The sequence below is a fragment of the Rhodococcus sp. WS3 genome, assembly GCF_003797085.1.
Taxonomy (GTDB): Bacteria; Actinomycetota; Actinomycetes; order Mycobacteriales; family Mycobacteriaceae; genus Rhodococcus_F; species Rhodococcus_F globerula.
The window spans coordinates 1-16,361 of the sequence record NZ_RKMA01000004.1; the positions used below are offsets into that span (position 1 = coordinate 1).

The 16,361-nt window shown below is 59.2% G+C and carries 13 protein-coding genes; 3 read left to right on the forward strand and 10 right to left on the reverse strand.

All coding sequences use genetic code 11. The annotated features are described in order from the left end of the window. Positions 1–161 precede the first annotated feature (161 nt). The 10 genes from EEB13_RS27690 to lipA form a co-directional block, all read right to left on the reverse strand. Positions 162–1,817 carry an FAD-binding protein gene (locus tag EEB13_RS27690; protein WP_141486730.1) on the reverse strand — a complete coding sequence of 552 codons (1,656 nt, stop codon included), beginning with the start codon at positions 1,815–1,817 and terminating at the stop codon, positions 162–164. A 1,386-nt stretch (positions 1,818–3,203) separates the two neighbouring features. Beyond that, positions 3,204–3,347 (reverse strand): hypothetical protein, encoded by a 144-nt coding sequence (locus EEB13_RS31675; protein ID WP_187328636.1) that lies wholly within the window; start codon positions 3,345–3,347, stop codon positions 3,204–3,206. A 255-nt stretch (positions 3,348–3,602) separates the two neighbouring features. Further along, positions 3,603–5,075: a 3-oxoacid CoA-transferase subunit B gene (locus EEB13_RS27695; protein WP_141486731.1), complete on the reverse strand. Its 1,473-nt coding sequence runs from the start codon at positions 5,073–5,075 to the stop codon at positions 3,603–3,605. Between the two features lie 197 nt (positions 5,076–5,272). After that, the gene (locus EEB13_RS27700) at positions 5,273–5,497 is read right to left on the reverse strand and encodes a lipoyl domain-containing protein (protein ID WP_095887235.1); all 225 of its coding nucleotides are present in this window, start codon (positions 5,495–5,497) and stop codon (positions 5,273–5,275) included. Positions 5,498–5,563: 66 nt separating this feature from the next. Then, positions 5,564–6,583 carry an alpha-ketoacid dehydrogenase subunit beta gene (locus tag EEB13_RS27705; protein ID WP_095887236.1) on the reverse strand — a complete coding sequence of 340 codons (1,020 nt, stop codon included), beginning with the start codon at positions 6,581–6,583 and terminating at the stop codon, positions 5,564–5,566. Further along, entirely contained in the window at positions 6,580–7,581 is a 1,002-nt protein-coding gene (locus tag EEB13_RS27710) for a thiamine pyrophosphate-dependent dehydrogenase E1 component subunit alpha (protein WP_141486732.1), read from the reverse strand. Before EEB13_RS27710 ends, EEB13_RS27705 begins: the two co-directional genes overlap by 4 nt. A gap of 55 nt (positions 7,582–7,636) precedes the next feature. Further along, entirely contained in the window at positions 7,637–8,044 is a 408-nt protein-coding gene (locus tag EEB13_RS27715; RefSeq protein ID WP_141486733.1) for a 2Fe-2S iron-sulfur cluster-binding protein, read from the reverse strand. Further along, the gene (locus EEB13_RS27720) at positions 8,041–9,465 is read right to left on the reverse strand and encodes an aromatic ring-hydroxylating oxygenase subunit alpha (protein WP_141486734.1); all 1,425 of its coding nucleotides are present in this window, start codon (positions 9,463–9,465) and stop codon (positions 8,041–8,043) included. Before EEB13_RS27720 ends, EEB13_RS27715 begins: the two co-directional genes overlap by 4 nt. A 622-nt stretch (positions 9,466–10,087) precedes the next feature. Next, entirely contained in the window at positions 10,088–10,435 is a 348-nt protein-coding gene (locus EEB13_RS27725) for a hypothetical protein (protein WP_141486735.1), read from the reverse strand. Positions 10,436–10,481: 46 nt separating this feature from the next. Continuing rightward, positions 10,482–11,453: a lipoyl synthase gene (gene lipA / locus EEB13_RS27730; RefSeq protein ID WP_141486736.1), complete on the reverse strand. Its 972-nt coding sequence runs from the start codon at positions 11,451–11,453 to the stop codon at positions 10,482–10,484. Positions 11,454–11,934: 481 nt separating this feature from the next. Between lipA and EEB13_RS27735 the strand changes: the two genes are divergently transcribed. From EEB13_RS27735 to EEB13_RS27745, 3 genes are all read left to right on the forward strand, one after another. After that, positions 11,935–12,261 carry a hypothetical protein gene (locus tag EEB13_RS27735; RefSeq protein WP_095887243.1) on the forward strand — a complete coding sequence of 109 codons (327 nt, stop codon included), beginning with the start codon at positions 11,935–11,937 and terminating at the stop codon, positions 12,259–12,261. A 793-nt stretch (positions 12,262–13,054) separates the two neighbouring features. After that, positions 13,055–14,713: an ABC-F family ATP-binding cassette domain-containing protein gene (locus EEB13_RS27740; protein ID WP_141486737.1), complete on the forward strand. Its 1,659-nt coding sequence runs from the start codon at positions 13,055–13,057 to the stop codon at positions 14,711–14,713. Beyond that, entirely contained in the window at positions 14,706–16,319 is a 1,614-nt protein-coding gene (locus tag EEB13_RS27745; RefSeq protein WP_141486738.1) for an ABC-F family ATP-binding cassette domain-containing protein, read from the forward strand. Before EEB13_RS27740 ends, EEB13_RS27745 begins: the two co-directional genes overlap by 8 nt. Positions 16,320–16,361 lie beyond the last annotated feature (42 nt).

Below are 16,361 nucleotides of genomic sequence, written 5' to 3' on the forward strand. Positions count from 1 at the left end.
CAGTGGACAAAGCGAAGACTCCATAACGGGGAGTAGATGCAGAACTCATTGCTATCCAATCAGTAAGTGGTCGGTGTCCATTTCGACCAATCCCAAGGCCTGCGTCATGAACGATGTAATGACAAATCCACGTATGAGTTGGTACGTTGACTGACTATCGGTCAGGTACCAGTCACTTCTTGTACAGGCGATATCCGGCGAAGTTGCGCGCTTTTCGCCGCGTGTGCACCAGCGCGACGGCCCGAGTAGACACCATCGGCAAGTGACAGACCGCTGACATAGCTGTGGGAGCAAATTCCGATTGCACACCGGCCGACGGCATAAATCCCTGAGATGGGCTGGTCCGCACTGTTAAGGACATGGCCCGAGGACTCGTCCACTCTAAGACCGCCAAGTGTGAATACCGTGGCTGGATACAGCGACGAATTCTTGATGGAAATCTTGACCGCCCTGAACGGACCTTGTTCGATCGCCGTGCATAACCCGGCCGCTTTGTGGCCCGGATCGCCGCTCGTACTTGCGATTCCGTCGTTATAGGCGCGCACTGTCTGAACAAGACCAGCCGGCGGGACGCCAATCTTGGCGGCAAGAGCATCCAAGGTGTCTGCCTTCTTGTGCCCTGCGGTGAACAAATACATCGTTTGCGGAAACTGGAAGGCTTGCCGACACTGCTTGCGGACCTGCCCGCGAGCCTTCTTCCAGCTCTTGGCATCAAGAATAAGAAAGCCCTGCCCTTGATGCTCGGTGATCATGACCTCGGCCAAACGCGCGCCGTACACGTCCTCATTGATGATTCGTGCACCCGTCGGGCCCACCGTCACGCCTTCGAGGAAGGCACTCGGCGGTGACAGGAACCGCCAGGCCGCCAGCCGATCGAGGTTGGTGGCTACACCGCCGGCTGATACCCCGAGCTTGATTCCGGTACCGTCGTCGCCCACCGTGCCCAAGGGAAGCAGGCCCGGGTCTTGGAAGGGACCTGCATGCTTGGCCATCATCTCGGAATTGAGCACGAATCCGCCGGCAGCCAAGATCACAGCATTGGCTCGGACACTGACTTCAACAGCGTTCTGTTCCCATAGTTTCTCGGCCTTGGCGTTGAGTCGGGCCCCGATAGGTGGAATCCAGTTCCCCAGTTTTCCGCCGACCTTGCTCAGCTTCCGGTGGCTGTCGCCACCGTCGTCGTCAAGATTCATGCTCCGATAAACCACACCGACAACTGCACCATCTTCGATGATGAGCTCGCTGACACGACTCAACGGCTTGAACTCAACGCCCTTGGCGATGGCAGACTGACACAAGCTCATGGTGAGCGTGTGCCCACTTTTTACGCCCTTTGCAACCTGCCGGTGCCCGCGGGCGGCCGGTACTGCCTCGAGGTTGTATGGCCACGCTGTTTCGTTACCCGAGTAGTACAGGTAATGCGTGTCGGCCGTGTATGACGCCTTGTACGGCGACAACGTTCCTTGGAACTGTGCACCTTGCTGTTCCAGCCAATCAACCATGGCCGGACTCGTCTCGCAGAAATGGCGGAGTGTCTCATCTGAGACCACACCGTTCGCTTCCTGACGAAGGTAGTTGAACATGTTCTGCGGGCTGTCTTGCACACCGGCTGCCTGCTGATACCGCGTTCCGCCGCCTGCGTAGATCACTCCACCCGAGAGCGCAGCGGCTCCCCCGCCATAACCGCGATCGAGTACGAGAACCCGCGCACCCGAATCTGCGGCCTCGATGGCTGCCGACGCTCCCGCCACACCGAAGCCCACAATAACAACGTCATAATCGTTTTGCGGCTTCACAGTGACACTACTTTTGACCATGAGACTCCTTCCGACAACAGACGAATAAATCAAAAGCGCCGAAAACTGAACAAAGGACCAACTCGACACAGGACCGCACCACGGCCCCGCACTCATGAAATCGGCGTTTCATCAAGATTCAGGAACTGATCGGTCATGTCAAGGGTCTTGACCGCCATTCCGAAAGACAACCCCAAGTTTCAGAAAAATGGTGTAAGTGGATCCAGGGAGTGTCATAAAAATGGTGTAACCGAATTTAGGTGGTGTCAGAAAAATGGTGTAACTTCTGCCATCAGGCCACTGATCATTATTGAGCTCTATCCGACCCTGCAACGACCCCTGAACGGTCCTGTAACGACCACCTGAAGAAACTCAGCCAAAGGGCAACTGATATCGTTTCCGTCGATGCTGCAAGCTATCCGCGGTGGCCAGAATAAGATTTTCGACACACCTTCAGATGGGAGGAAACTTGGTCAATTCTCCACAGTTTTTCACGAACTGCCCTACCGAAGTTTCGAGCGTCCGCGAGATCACGGCGTGGTGGTGTCATCCCACATTGGGCGTTGCGATCTAGTATGCACCCGAATCCAAGCTTGACGAATTCAGCCATAACCAGCAGTAAGAAGCGCCCCTGGGCAGCACGGCATTGAGCAGCCGAGGATCGGCACTATCAAAATTACGCTCTAGCCCATTCTTACCGCGCGGGTTATCGAAACCCAGTTCCGCGATTCCTTCTTTACGTAAAACTGAAGTACAGTACAGGCGCGACATTTTTCCGAAATCTCATATCCCGATTCAATTCTTTTACGATCAGTGAAGCGAGATTCGTTTAGACACGGTTGAGTCTTTCGATTTACCGCCACTAAAGAACCCATACAAGGGCAGATTGTCATCAAGTGGATGCGAGCCGAACTTCACGCCGGCGCCAACCCTGCCGTCGCGAATACTTCGAATGCCAGAATCGAGTTCTAGATTACTCCGGGAAATGTTATTTCCGCTCGCGACAACGAGATTCGTAACGAACCGGGTTCACTCTGGACCCACTTCTAACCAGACCAATGCGGAAACGATGAGACCAGGCAATACCGTCAAAACTAACAAGCGCAGAGATCTGCCGGATGAATCGTCCGTATAATTCTAATTCGTATCCAGGCTTCGGCGCTGCATGGCATTCGCTCGGTAACGTCTACTCTAGGCGAGAATTCTGGCTCAGGACATGAACTCGAGGCTTCACCGTGGGTGAAACACCGGCACCGTCGCCAATGAGACGAATGCGAGCCCAGCAGGACTGCGTACCCGGCGGTGAAGCCTCCCGTGACCTGCCTCAGCCCGCCGAGCATTGCCGGGCCCGCTAGGCAACCGATCGACAACATCAGTAACCCTTGGGCGAGGCCGGACAGGCGTAGGTCACGGGTCATGTCCTGGAGCAGCGGTGGTAATCGAGCCGAGCGAGGCACGCAAGTTCAGCCCTATTACGGCGATCAACGCGATAATCGCCCACGCCGGGACGGCGCCCTGTTGCACCCGAGCCGTGACCGCAGAACCGGTCACTGGGCTTCTCTGACGAAGTGCCGCAGGGTTGTAACGGGCCGGTCGGCAGCGTCACACCGGGGGAAGTCCAGTCGTCCGCGCAGGGCGACACCGACAATCTCAGCAACACCGGCCACTGACGGTATTTCAGCTTGACCGTTGTGCAATCGCCTAATTATGGCTGCCTCCTATCAAGCTGATTTCGGTAAATTCCGAGGGCACAATGCCGACGTACGGCAACACCTACTCATGTTCCACTTCTCAGATTTCATTTGTTCAGGCCGGCAGCGAGATAGTGAAGGGCGCACCAGTGCGCTCGCGGAGGTAGTCGAGCGTGACGCCCGGCGCCAACTCTCGGAGGGCGAGCCCCTGTTCTGTGACATCGAAAACACAGAGGTCGGTGATGATCCGGTCGACCACACCCAAGCCGGTTATCGGCAATGTGCATGAATCGACAACCTTGAAACTGCCGTCTCTGGCGACGTGCTCCATAAGCACGATGACTGTCCGGGCTCCGCCCACCAGATCCATCGCGCCACCCATACCCTTGACCATCTTTCCCGGAATCATCCAGTTGGCGATGTCACCCGTGGTCGAGACCTGCATTGCCCCGAGAATCGCTGCATCAATTTTTCCGCCTCGGATCATGCCGAAACTCGCAGCCGAATCGAAGATCGATGCGCCCCGGCGAAGTGTGACGGTGGCTTTGCCTGCATCGACCAGGTCAGGGTCTGTGTCGCCTACGTACGGTGCTGGTCCGGTGCCAAGCACTCCGTTCTCTGATTGGAGCACAATCTCGACGTCATCGGGAACATGGGCTGGAACCAAAGTCGGCAATCCGATGCCGAGGTTGACATAGTTGCCATCCGACAGTTCCTGCGCAGCTCGGGCGGCCATCTGATCACGACTTAGACCAATGCGTAGTTGACCGTATTCATCACTGCGACTATATGATTCAACTTCTACCGAACCACTCGTTACTCGATTGCGAGTAACCAGTTTTTCGATCCGCTTGTCAGCTGCTTGTGCCGGAGTCATCGCGAGCACGCGATGCACGTAGATGCCGGGTAGGTGAATCTCGTCGGGGTCGAGCTCGCCAGGCTCAACGAGTTCTTCGACCTCCGCAATCGAGATCCTGGCGGCCATGGCCGCCAGCGGATTGAAGTTTCGGGCCGACCTATGGAATACCAGGTTCCCGTGCCGATCGCCCTTCCACGCCCGCACCAGTCCGAAGTCGCACGTGATTGCCTCTTCGAGCACGAAAGTGCGTCGCTGACCGTTGAAGTCGAATTGCTCCGTCCCCTTCGGCGGGCTCTGCTCGAGCACCTCACCGTCCGGGCCGAACAACCAGGGCAAACCCCCTTCGGCGACCTGGCTGCCCACGCCGGTCGCGGTATAGAACGCAGGAATCCCGGCACCGCCGGCGCGCAACTTCTCAGCCAATGTCCCCTGTGGGACAAGCTCGACCTCGAGTTCACCGCCCAAGAACTGCCGCTCGAACTCCTTGTTTTCACCGACGTAGGAGGACACCATTCGCTTGATCCGCCGCTCGCGAAGCAGCAACCCGAGCCCCCAGTCGTCGACCCCGCAGTTATTCGACACGGTCACAAGATCGCGGACGCCCTTTTCCAAGAGACCTGCGATCAGCAGACTCGGAATGCCGCACAGGCCGAAGCCGCCCACCGACAACTTGGCTCCATCGTCTATTCCGTCGAGCGCTTCGACGATAGTGCCGACAACCTTGTCCATTCACAATCTCCCTACATTCGATAGCACAGTCGTTCTGGCGCAGTACCTTTCACGGCGCGCAGCCAGATGACCAATCGATGTGAGCTCACACAGCCGACTGACGCCGCCACCGCGCCGGCTGGCGTGATGCGACGCTACGACCACATCCGTTGTGGCGGTGAATGTTCCAGTGTCGCATTCACCGCCACACAGGGCCGCTAGGTCAGCTCTCCGACCACAGTGCCGACTGCATATGTTTCGTCTGCCTCTGCCTTGATCTTCAAGACACCGTCGACAGGTGCCTCGATCTCGGTCTCGATCTTGTCTGTTTCGAGGAGGTAGATGCCCTCGCCCGCACTGACTGTCGCCCCGTCTGCCACAAGCCATTCGGATAGCGTGCCCTCAACCATCGTGACCCCCAACTTGGGAATGCTCAGTTCCATCGTTCTTGTCTCTCCTTCAGAAATCGTCGAGGCGCGCACTAACGTGTCGTCAGTACTACGTTCAGCTCAGCGAAAAAATCCCAGGACTGCCTGTTCGATTGCAGAGCGACTCGGCATGTACGCCTGCTCTAACACCGATGCATATGGGACCGGCGTGTCGGCTGACGCCACCCGACGCACCGGGCCATGCAGGTCGCCGAAGAGCTCTTCGCTGATCGTTGCCGCAAGCTCCGCCCCGAACCCGTTGCGGCGGACCGCTTCGTGCACGATGACGGCGCGGCGAGTCCTACCTACCGATTCGAGAATCGCATCAAGGTCGAGGGGAACGAGCGTACGCAGATCGAGCACCTCCGCCTCGATACCCGCGGCGCTGAGGTCGTGCGCAACTGCCAGGCAGTCGTGGACCTGTCGGCCCCAGCTGATGAGGGTGACGTCGGACCCTGGCCGCGCGGTCCTGGCCTTGCCGAGCGGCACCCGGTAGTCGCCGGCGGGCACGAAGTCCGAGGCGGAAAAGTACAACGGGTACATCTCGATGAACACCACCGGGTCGTCATCGAAAATCGACGACAAAAGTAGGCCCTTTGCGTCGGCCGCCGTCGACGGAATCACGACTTTCAATCCCGGGGTGTGGACGAGGGGGCCTTCGAGCATGTCCGAATGCTGCGCACCGAAGCCGCCGCCGGCGCCGGTCATGGTGCGAACGGTCAGCGGAACATTGGTCTGCCCGCCCGACATGTATCGCAGTTTGGCCGCATGATTGAGCAGCTGGTCCGCGCACACTGCCATGAAGTTCATGAGCATGATCTCCGGAATGGGCCGCATTCCGGTGATCGCTGCGCCGATCGCCGCACCCATGATCGCCTGTTCGGAGATGGGTGTCGGACGTACGCGCTCGAGGCCGTACTTGGTGGACAGGCCCTTGTGGATACCGAACCCACCGCCCTTCGGGTCCTGGATGTCCTCACCGAGTTCGAATACCGAATCGTCGATATCCATCGCTATATCGATAGCCTCGGAGATGGCCTCGATCATCTTCATTTCACGCCCGGCCACCGCGCCATCGCTGGGCTTACTTTGCACTGTCATCGAGTTTCCGTCCCGTACACGTCGGTGGTCAGATCGGCAATATCAGGCAGCGGAGCTGCCATCGCGTATTCGAATGCGTCGTCGATTTCCTTCTGCAATTCACCCTCGATCGCGGCCACCTCGGCTTCGGTGCGATACCCGGACGTGATGATCCGGTCGCGCAATCGTGGCACCGGGTCCGCGTCGATAGCAGCCTTCAACTCTTCCGCGGGCTGGTACTCTTTCGTGTCACCCATCATATGGCCCTCGAATCGATAGGTAACCGCCTCGATCAGCGATGGGCCGTCACCTGCGCGTGCCGCGTCGATTGCGATCCGGGCGGCTCTGTACATCGCTTCGGGATCGTTTCCATCGACATGCATGGAACGCATCGAGTAGGCCGCACCGCGCTTCGCGATCTGATCGACCGACGTTCCTTGATCGTACGGCGTGTATTCCGCGTAACGATTGTTCTGGCAGACGAAAACAACCGGAAGCTTCCACAGCGACGCCAAATTCAGCGCCTCGTGGAACGCGCCGATATTCGCAGCACCGTCCCCGAAGTTCACCACCGCGACTTGACCGCTCCGACGCATCTGAGCCGACAGCCCCACTCCGACAGCGATCGGTATCCCGGACCCGACGACACCGGTCGTCACGATCAGGCCGGACGCGACGTCCGTTATGTGCATCGGGCCGCCTTTTCCTTTGCAGCTACCACTCGCACGCCCGAAGAGTTCTGCGGTCAGAGTCCGTAGGGGAACACCCTTCGAAACTTGATCATGCACGCCGCGGTACATGGTCACCACATAGTCATCCGGCGCCAGCACGGCATTGATCGCCGCCGGAATGATTTCCTGCCCGCGCGCGGAATAGTACATCCCGCCGACTTTTCCCGCATTCATCATTGCGCGATACTGGTCGTCGTAGAGCTTTGCCTTCGTGGCGGTCGTGAATATGCGAACAAGGATGTCCGCGTCGACCACCGGTTCGACTTCTTCGGCGATTGAACTTGTCATTGATGCACTCCATTGGGCTGCCGAGCGGCTATCCGCTCGATCACGAATACGGGCTCTAGTTTGGATCTTCTGGAAGTAGTTTTTCCTGCTCGACCCTGCGGACCCCGGGCTTTCTAACCACGACATCGCCGCGAACCTTCACCTGACACGCGAGCCTGACACGGCGGGGATCAATTCTTCGTCTCCGCCGTGCGAGGTCCATGGTCATCTCGGCCTCGGGCTCGGTGTGGGGAGAAACCAGGTCGAGTCCCTCGACGAGTTCGCACTTGCAGGCCGTGCACTGTCCCACCCCGAAGCAGAGCGTCGGCCAGTGGTATCCCTCGCGCCAAGCGGCCTGCATCAGGGACTCGCCCGCCCGCACCTCGATGACATGACCGGCAGGTTGCACGGTCATCCGGCCGGCGATGGGCTCGTCCGGTCGAGATTCGGCAGTCGGGGTACTCCCCGCCGTGCGATCGTTCATCGTGCCAGGTAGCGGTCGATTTCGTTATGCATTCCGTAGATCATCTTCTCGAACCGAGGAGACATGGTGGCCTCGGCGAACGCACTGCTCCGGTACCCGGCCTGCTGGCGCTGGATATTCTCGGTGTCCTGACGCAGAACGAACGGCAGATCCTTCACGGCGAGCGGGCCTTCCGGCTGTGCGGGAGCCTGCTCCCCGTCGGCCTCGACCGGAATCTGCAGCGCAAACACCTCGAAGCGGCAGACATTCGGATCGGACCCGATCGGTCGCATCCGGTACAGCAGGAGGTTGCCGGTCAGTCCGAGGAACACCATGTTCGGGAAGACGTAGCCATAGGACGACGCCTCGGGATCGGGAGGAGGCAGCGGAATTCCGGCATCCTGCGCATACGCGAAATATTCTGCGAAGAAGGCCGGGACCATCTCCTCGTCCGGCAGCCCTTGGTGGCGGACCCGATCGCCGATGAACTCCTCGCGTTCGGTGAGGTACGCGCCGGCGGTGCCTTCGAACATAATCCGATTCTGTTCGAGGAAAAACTCACCGAACGGCAGGTGTGTGACGGGCATCGGCGCCATCGGAGCGCCTGTCACTTCATCGGTCTTCATCCTGGCACCAACATTGAAATGCCCATTGCCCTTGGGGTGGAACTCCAGGAAGTCCGCGTCATAATCGTCGCCTGTTGCTCCGAATGCAAGCTCCGGATGAGCTTGCATGACGTGGTATGCCTCGATAAATGCCTCGGTAGCCACCTTCCAATTCGCTGGAAGATCCAAGTACTTCCACCACCGGACCCGCATGCGGTCCATCCACATCGGCTCGAGATGCCTATCCATCGGACCGATGAACTCATCGAACGAAGGCGCATCATTGTCGAAATTGATCCAGACAAAACCGTACCGAATCTCGGAACGAACCTCTTTCAGATTGATCTTCGATGGATCAATTGACTCTGCGATGAAACCATTTCGGGCATAAAGGTACGACTGGGTCCCGTCGAGGTTCCATCGCCACCCATGGAATGGGCACACAATCTGCTTACCACTGAACGATCCACAATCGAGCGCGAGCTGCGTAGCCCTATGTGGGCAGACGTTGTGGAAAACCTTGATGGTCTCCTCATCGACCCGCACAACCATCACGGACTCTTCGGCGACTTTGTACTCAACGTAGTCGCCAGGAAACTGGACGTCCTCCACCCGGGCAGCCCACTGCCAAGTGTGCATCCACAGCTTTCTGTTCTCTAGATTGGCAAATTCTTGGTCGTAATAGCGTTCAGCAGGAATATGCACCCCATCCGCCATACGGAACGGCACCCCGGACGTGTCTACATCGAGATCCGGGAGACACGGATTGACCTCCAACTGGGGTAGCGGCAATTCGCCATCCCCGGCCAAATTGTTTTGCTCGATCTGAGTAGTCAAAACATATCCTTCCAGTTATTTCCAACCCACCTGGTAAGCATTGCTTCTAGATTCTTCTTTGCTTCATCTAATCGTCGGCGCGGCTCCGAAGCTCACAATCACGGCATCATAATCGGTTTGCAGCCCCCACTATGAGATCGCTTCTGACCATAAGACTCCTTCTGATAACAAGCCAACAAATCAATAGCATCGAAAACCCGTACAAAGAACAACCAGAAACAGGAACGCACCACACCCCATGCTCATGAAAGCTTACGTTTCACAAGCGTCCAGGAGCCAATAGGCATTTCACAAACATTCAGGAATCGAAAGGCCGTGTCAAGGGGTGCCGTCCATCATCTACGCAGCAACGGAGAGTTTTGCAAAAAAGGTGTAAGCGGATCGAGGACGTATCAGAAAAATGGTGTAAGCCGATCAAGGAAGTATCAGAAAAATGGTGTAAACCAGCCGAGCGGGTATCACAAGGTATTGCGATGACCACGCCGGAAGGGTGGGACTGGCGCGACAACCACCGACTACACCTAGATCTAGGGCTAGCCAACCGTGCCCAATGCGAGCACCCCACTACGCCACCCTCACGCCGAGTTGCGGCCGCATAAGCGCGGCAGAAAACCCGACTGGCTCAATTTGTACTGAACTTTTCGTGTATTCGCGCAGAGCGCGCGGCGCCACCCCGGTGTGAGCGCGTCTGGCGCGCTTCTCCGCCCGATCGGCGATCGCAGACCGCGAGCATTTCGGCCCGCGTCGACTCGTCCGGAACCGAACTGGCGTGAGTGGCGAGAAGCTTCGCGAGCCGTGCGAAGTAGACCTTCGAAGATACGCCGAATGTTACGAAAATGTCTTCGTCACTTCCGCCACCGTAGGGCGCCCACAACGTTGCGAATTGGATGAGTTCCGCGGACCGGATTGTGCCGGCGGACCCGCCGGAAACGCCACCGAGTTCGACGACATCTGCGGAAGGTGAGGACATGGGGATCTCCTTGTACGGGCGGAACGTGGAATCGAGTGGGGTGGATCTAACGGGATGAGATAGCGGCGACCGCTTCGGCGTGCATACGGCCGGCGCGGTAGGAAGACCGGACCAACGGACCGGACATGACGCCCAGGAAGCCGATCTCGCGCGCGATCTGCTCGAGGTGGGTGAACTCCTCGGGCTCGGCCCACCGTTCTACCGGATGGTGCCTCGAGGACGGTCGCAGGTACTGGGTGATCGTGATCAGCTGACAACCCGCCTCCTGCAAGTCGCGCAAAGCCTGGATCGCTTCGTCCGTGTTTTCGCCCAGCCCGAGGATGAGATTCGACTTCGTGATCAGTCCATTCTCGCGGGCCCTGGTGATCACCTCGAGTGACCGTTCATAAGTGAAGGCCGGTCGGACCCTCCGAAACACTCGGGGCACGGTTTCGACGTTATGTGCCAACACTTCTGGCCGAGTATCGAATACTTCTTGCAGCTGGGCAGGATCCGCGTTGAAGTCCGGGATAAGCAGTTCGACACCGGCACCCGGACACAACTGGTGGATCTGACGCACGGTTTCGGCATAGAGCCAGGAACCGCCGTCCGGGAGGTCGTCGCGGGCAACACCGGTCACTGTCGCATAGCGAAGGCCCATCGAGCGAACCGATTCGGCAACACGTCGCGGCTCGTCGCGGTCCAGCTCAATCGGCTTGCCAGTATCGATCTGGCAGAAATCGCAGCGCCGCGTGCACTGGTCCCCACCGATCAGGAAGGTTGCCTCACGGTCCTCCCAGCACTCGAAAATGTTGGGGCAACCGGCTTCCTGACACACGGTGTGCAAGTTTTCGCGCTCGACGAGCTCAGTGAGCGCACGATACTCCGGCCCCGTACGAACCTTGACCTTCATCCACGGCGGCTTCCTCTCTATCGGGGTCCGGGCGTTGCGAACCTCGAGTCGGAGGAGTTTCCGGCCACCCGGGGACGTCCCGAGGGCGCCAGACGCGGCGGAGGATACGGGGTCATCAATACTCATGTGGAACTCCTTCGTTCGCCGGAGCCGGCGAGAGTTCGCCCGAAGAGTCCGACTGCTGCGAGATGACGAGATGCCATCGGTAATGTGAGACCCGCACGATCGGCTGGAGCTGCACCCTGGCGACATCGCGCACCGGCGGATGCGAGCCGCTCTCGATAACCTTTGCGTGACTATGTATTTGGCCGACGTCTTTTGGGCATCGAACACTCGGGTGTAAGAGTTCACAGCTGAGCGAGGTCCAGACCGAGGATGTCAAACGTCCAAGCATTTGGCAAGGGCGCCTGGTGACTCGTCAAGAAATCCTCTGGTATCGAGGATCGCCGCCCGCAAGGACATGTCCCGACGAATTGCGGAGTCATCGACAGCGTCCCGCCAATTCACGCCGGCGAAGCGGACCGTTTACACCTTTTTCCCGGCGGACCCCTGAAAATTGTTTACCCATCATTGATTTCGAAGAATCTTTCATCTACCTTTCAGCCGCATGGAACAAGGAATCCTTTACGTCACCTCCCGCCCGAGCTCGCCCGAGCGAGAAGCCGAGTACAACGAGTGGTACGGCTTACATCTGCGCGAGGTCTGCGCAATACCCGGATTCACCGGAGCTCGGCGCTTCGCTCCGGTGCAGGACGACGGCCCGTACGTTGCGGTATATGACATTGAGGCCGAAGACATTACCGAGGCTCTGGCAGGCCTTTTCGCCGCAGCCACCGAAGAGGGAAAGATGCAGATGTCGGATTCCATGCAAATGGACCCGCCTCCCACGATTCGGCTCCTGAGACTGTGTGGGACACACGCGGCGAACGACTGACGTCGTGATGAGCAGAGAACTGCAGCGCCAAGACGACACACGCCACCGCAGACATTGACAAAGCTTGCCGAAATGCACTCTGCACGCGGAACCAGCATCGGTGCAGAACCCGCAGAATCTCGCCGCTAACGGTCGGCACACCAGAGTGTCTGCGCTACCCCTGATGGAGCGCTGCAAGGTTCCAGCCCGCGACACCCTGGTAACACCCCACCGGGCAGTGGCGCCCCATCGGACACCTCAATGCACCGGCGGCGCGAGAGAAGACAGAAGATCACCGCGCGCTCGGCACGCGACACATGGACAGCGCCGGCTCAGCGCGTCGTAAGTCGATATTGCCGATGACAACACAATGACAAAGAATCTCAACAGGTTTCGACGTCGAATCCCTCGACTTTGAGCCTCCTACCGGAGAGCCGGAAATTGGCATACCCTGCCACCTGCTCGTACTCGATACGATCGAGAACGTAATCTTCCGGGTCGCAGCGTCGACGTCGGGCCCAACAGTTTCTGACGTATTGCGCGAGAGGCCGCGCGAAATCAATCGAGCATGGCGCATTGAGCGCTGTGTGATCGACGAGGCAACAGTTTCGGGTGTTATGGTCGGTTCCGAATAATCGGAGCGAGAAAGATCGAAAAATGGTTGGTGAACTCGACATCTCCGGGTAATACCCGGCACTGACGGCCACCGGTAAGCGCTTTCGGAGCGCTGCCGCAGTGGCCATGTTGTCGTTCACCACATCATTTCTTTCGCGGAGCCGCTTTGACGCGCCCGCGCGACACTCGAGGTCTCATCATGTCCGATTCATACATTGTCTGTTCACACCTGTCGTTTGCCTGGCCTGACGACACACCGGTTTTCGAGAAACTGTCCTTCAGTGTGCCCGGCGGCCGGACGGGGCTGGTAGCACCGAATGGCGCCGGAAAGAGCACCCTTCTCCGGTTGATAGCGGGTGACCTGCCGTTAGGCGGTGGCAGTGTGTCCGTCGACGGGGTGCTCGGGTACCTTCCGCAGAGCTTGCCGCTGACCGGCGACCTCACCGTTGCCGAGGTTTTGGGGATCGCGCCGATCCTCGCGGCGTTGGACGCTGTCGAGTCGGGGGACGCCGCCGAAGAGCACTTCACCACGATTGGTTCCGACTGGGACATCGAGGAACGTACCGGCGCCCAACTGGACCGTCTCGGCTTGGGAGACCTGTCGTTCACCCGCCGACTTCACACGCTCAGCGGGGGCCAGGTCGTCTCGCTCGGTCTCGCTGCGCAACTGCTGCGCCGCCCGGACGTGCTGTTGCTCGACGAACCGACGAATAACCTCGATCTCGATGCGCGATACAAACTCTACGGCGTCCTCGACGATTGGAACGGTTGCCTGCTACTGGTCAGCCACGATCGTGTCCTACTGGACCGAATGGACCGCATCGCCGAACTCGACAATGGTGAAATTCGTTTCTACGGTGGAAATTTCACCGAATACGAAGGCGCCGTGAACGCTGCACGGGAAGTTGCCGAAAAGAACATTCGCAATGCCGAGCAGGACGTCAAGCGGGAGAAACGGGAGTTGCAGCAGGCCCGCGAACGCGCTGCTCGTCGCGCAAGCAACGCAGCACGCAACCTCGGAAACGCCGGGCTACCGAAGATCTTCGCCGGGACGATGAAACGCAATGCCCAGGAGTCTGCCGGCAAGGCAAACGAGACGCATAACGCCCGCGTCGATTCGGCCAAGGCCCGACTCGATACCGCGGGGCGAGCGTTGCGCGACGAACAACGAATCACGTTGGAACTGCCCGGCACCGATGTTCCTGCGGGCCGGACAGTGTTCCTGGGCGAACGGATGCAATTCCGTTTCGGTAATCGGGAGGTCTTCGCCGACGGCGGGGCAGATCTGGCGATCCGCGGACCTGAGCGAATTGCGGTGACCGGTCCGAACGGCGCGGGCAAATCCACGCTGTTGCGGATCATCAACGGCGAACTGCCCCCGAGTGGCGGCAAGATCGCACAGGCGCAGGGCCGCGTTGCGTATGTGTCACAGCGACTCGACCTACTCGATGTGAACCTCACCGTCGCGGAGAACCTGGCTGCTTTTGCCCCGGACATGCCGGCACCGCAGCGGATGAATCTGTTGGCACGCTTTCTCTTTCGTGGATCTCGCGTTCACCTTCCAGTCGGGGTCCTCTCCGGTGGTGAGCGGTTGCGAGCGACCCTCGCGTGCGTGCTGTTCGCCGAGCCGGCACCTCAATTACTACTACTCGACGAACCGACCAACAACCTCGACCTTGTCAGTGTCGGGCAGTTGGAGAGTGCGCTCAATGCCTATCAGGGTGCCTTCGTGGTCGTCAGCCACGACGAACGGTTCTTGTCCGAGGTGAAGGTCGAACGCTGGTTACGTCTGTCGGAGGGACGTTTACGCGAAGTCGCCGCACCGGCCAATGTCACTCTTGGTGATGAACATGCCTGAAACAGCGTTGATTGCACAAGATCTCGTCCGCACGCTGGGAACGCGGCGGGTACTCGACGGCGTCTCACTCACCGCGGCACCTGGTGATCGGATTGGTCTCATCGGCGAGAACGGCGCCGGGAAGTCGACTCTGTTGCGGGTGCTCGCGGGTACGGACGAGCCCGATGCGGGCAGCGTGGAGCGACCGTCTGATCTCGCGTTCCTGCAGCAGGAAATGGTGTACGACAACAAGACGACGATCGCCGACGTACTCGATACAGCCCTCCGGGACGCGCGCGAGATCATTGCCGAACTCGACAGAGCTGCACAGGAACTCAGTCATGCGCCCGAGGATCACAACGTCCTCGACGCCTACACGGATTGCCTTGCACGCGCGCAGCGACACGAGGTGTGGGATGCGCACCGGCGGGCCGCGATGATTCTTGGCGGGTTAGGTCTCGGACACCTTCAGCATGAACGCCTCCTCTCGTCGTTGTCAGGTGGTCAACGCAGCCGGCTGGCCTTGGCGGCTCTGATGATTCGCCGACCATCCGCGCTGTTGCTCGACGAGCCGACGAACCATCTCGACGACGAGGCGGCATCGTTTCTGGCCGAGCATCTTTGCGGCCTGTCCGGGGTTGTCGTCGTGGCCACTCACGACCGCGCGTTCCTCGACGCCGTCTGCACGGATCTGATCGACCTCGACCCCGCTCTGGACGGTCCCACCCGCTACGGCGGTAACTACACCGCGTATCTGTTGCAGAAACGCGCCGAACTGGAACGCTGGCAACGGCGATTCGATCAAGAGCAGGAGGATTTGGACGCGTTGCGCTACGCGGCCGGTGTCAGTGCATACGAGGTTGCGCCGAATCATGTGAAGCGCGACAACGAAAAAATGGGATACGGTCACGCCGGGGGTCGAGTACAGAACCAGATCGCACGCCGGGTTCGCAGTGCCACCCGCCGGCTCGACAAGCTGGAACGAGACCAGATTGAGCAACCCCCGAAGCCTCTTCGATTCAGTCCTGGCGTGTTCATCACCCAGGCTGAGGACGAAATCCTCCTGTCATTGCGGCAGGTTCGAGTTCCTGGCCGAATGACGATGGACAGTCTCGATATCTCATCCACCGACCGACTACTGGTCGTCGGAGCGAATGGTGCCGGGAAATCCACCTTGCTTGCAGTACTCGCCGGTGCGCTGGACCACACCGGCACGCTGGCACGAAAACCCGACCTGACGATCGGTCTTTTGGCACAGGACACCGTGTTCGATCGGACTGACCGAACTGCACGGGAAATCTATGAGCTGACGCTCGGCGCGGAGACTATCGAGAAGGTTCCATTGGATTCCCTTGGCCTGTTGGCTGTTTGGGATCAGGACAAGCTGGTTGGCGAGTTGTCCGTCGGTCAGCGTCGCCGGCTGGCGTTGGCACTGTTGGTGGCCCGTCCACCCGAGTTGCTGCTTCTGGACGAGCCGACCAATCACCTGTCGCCGAGCTTGTGCGATGAACTCGAGGACGCCATGGGCACCGGTCCGGGCGCGATCGTGCTGGCCAGCCACGATCGGTGGCTACGATCCCGCTGGAAAGGAAAGGAAGTCCGAATGCACGGGCTGGAAGCGGGGTAGAAGCACTCGGGCCAGTTGTTGTCGGACCCAACCGTCACACTG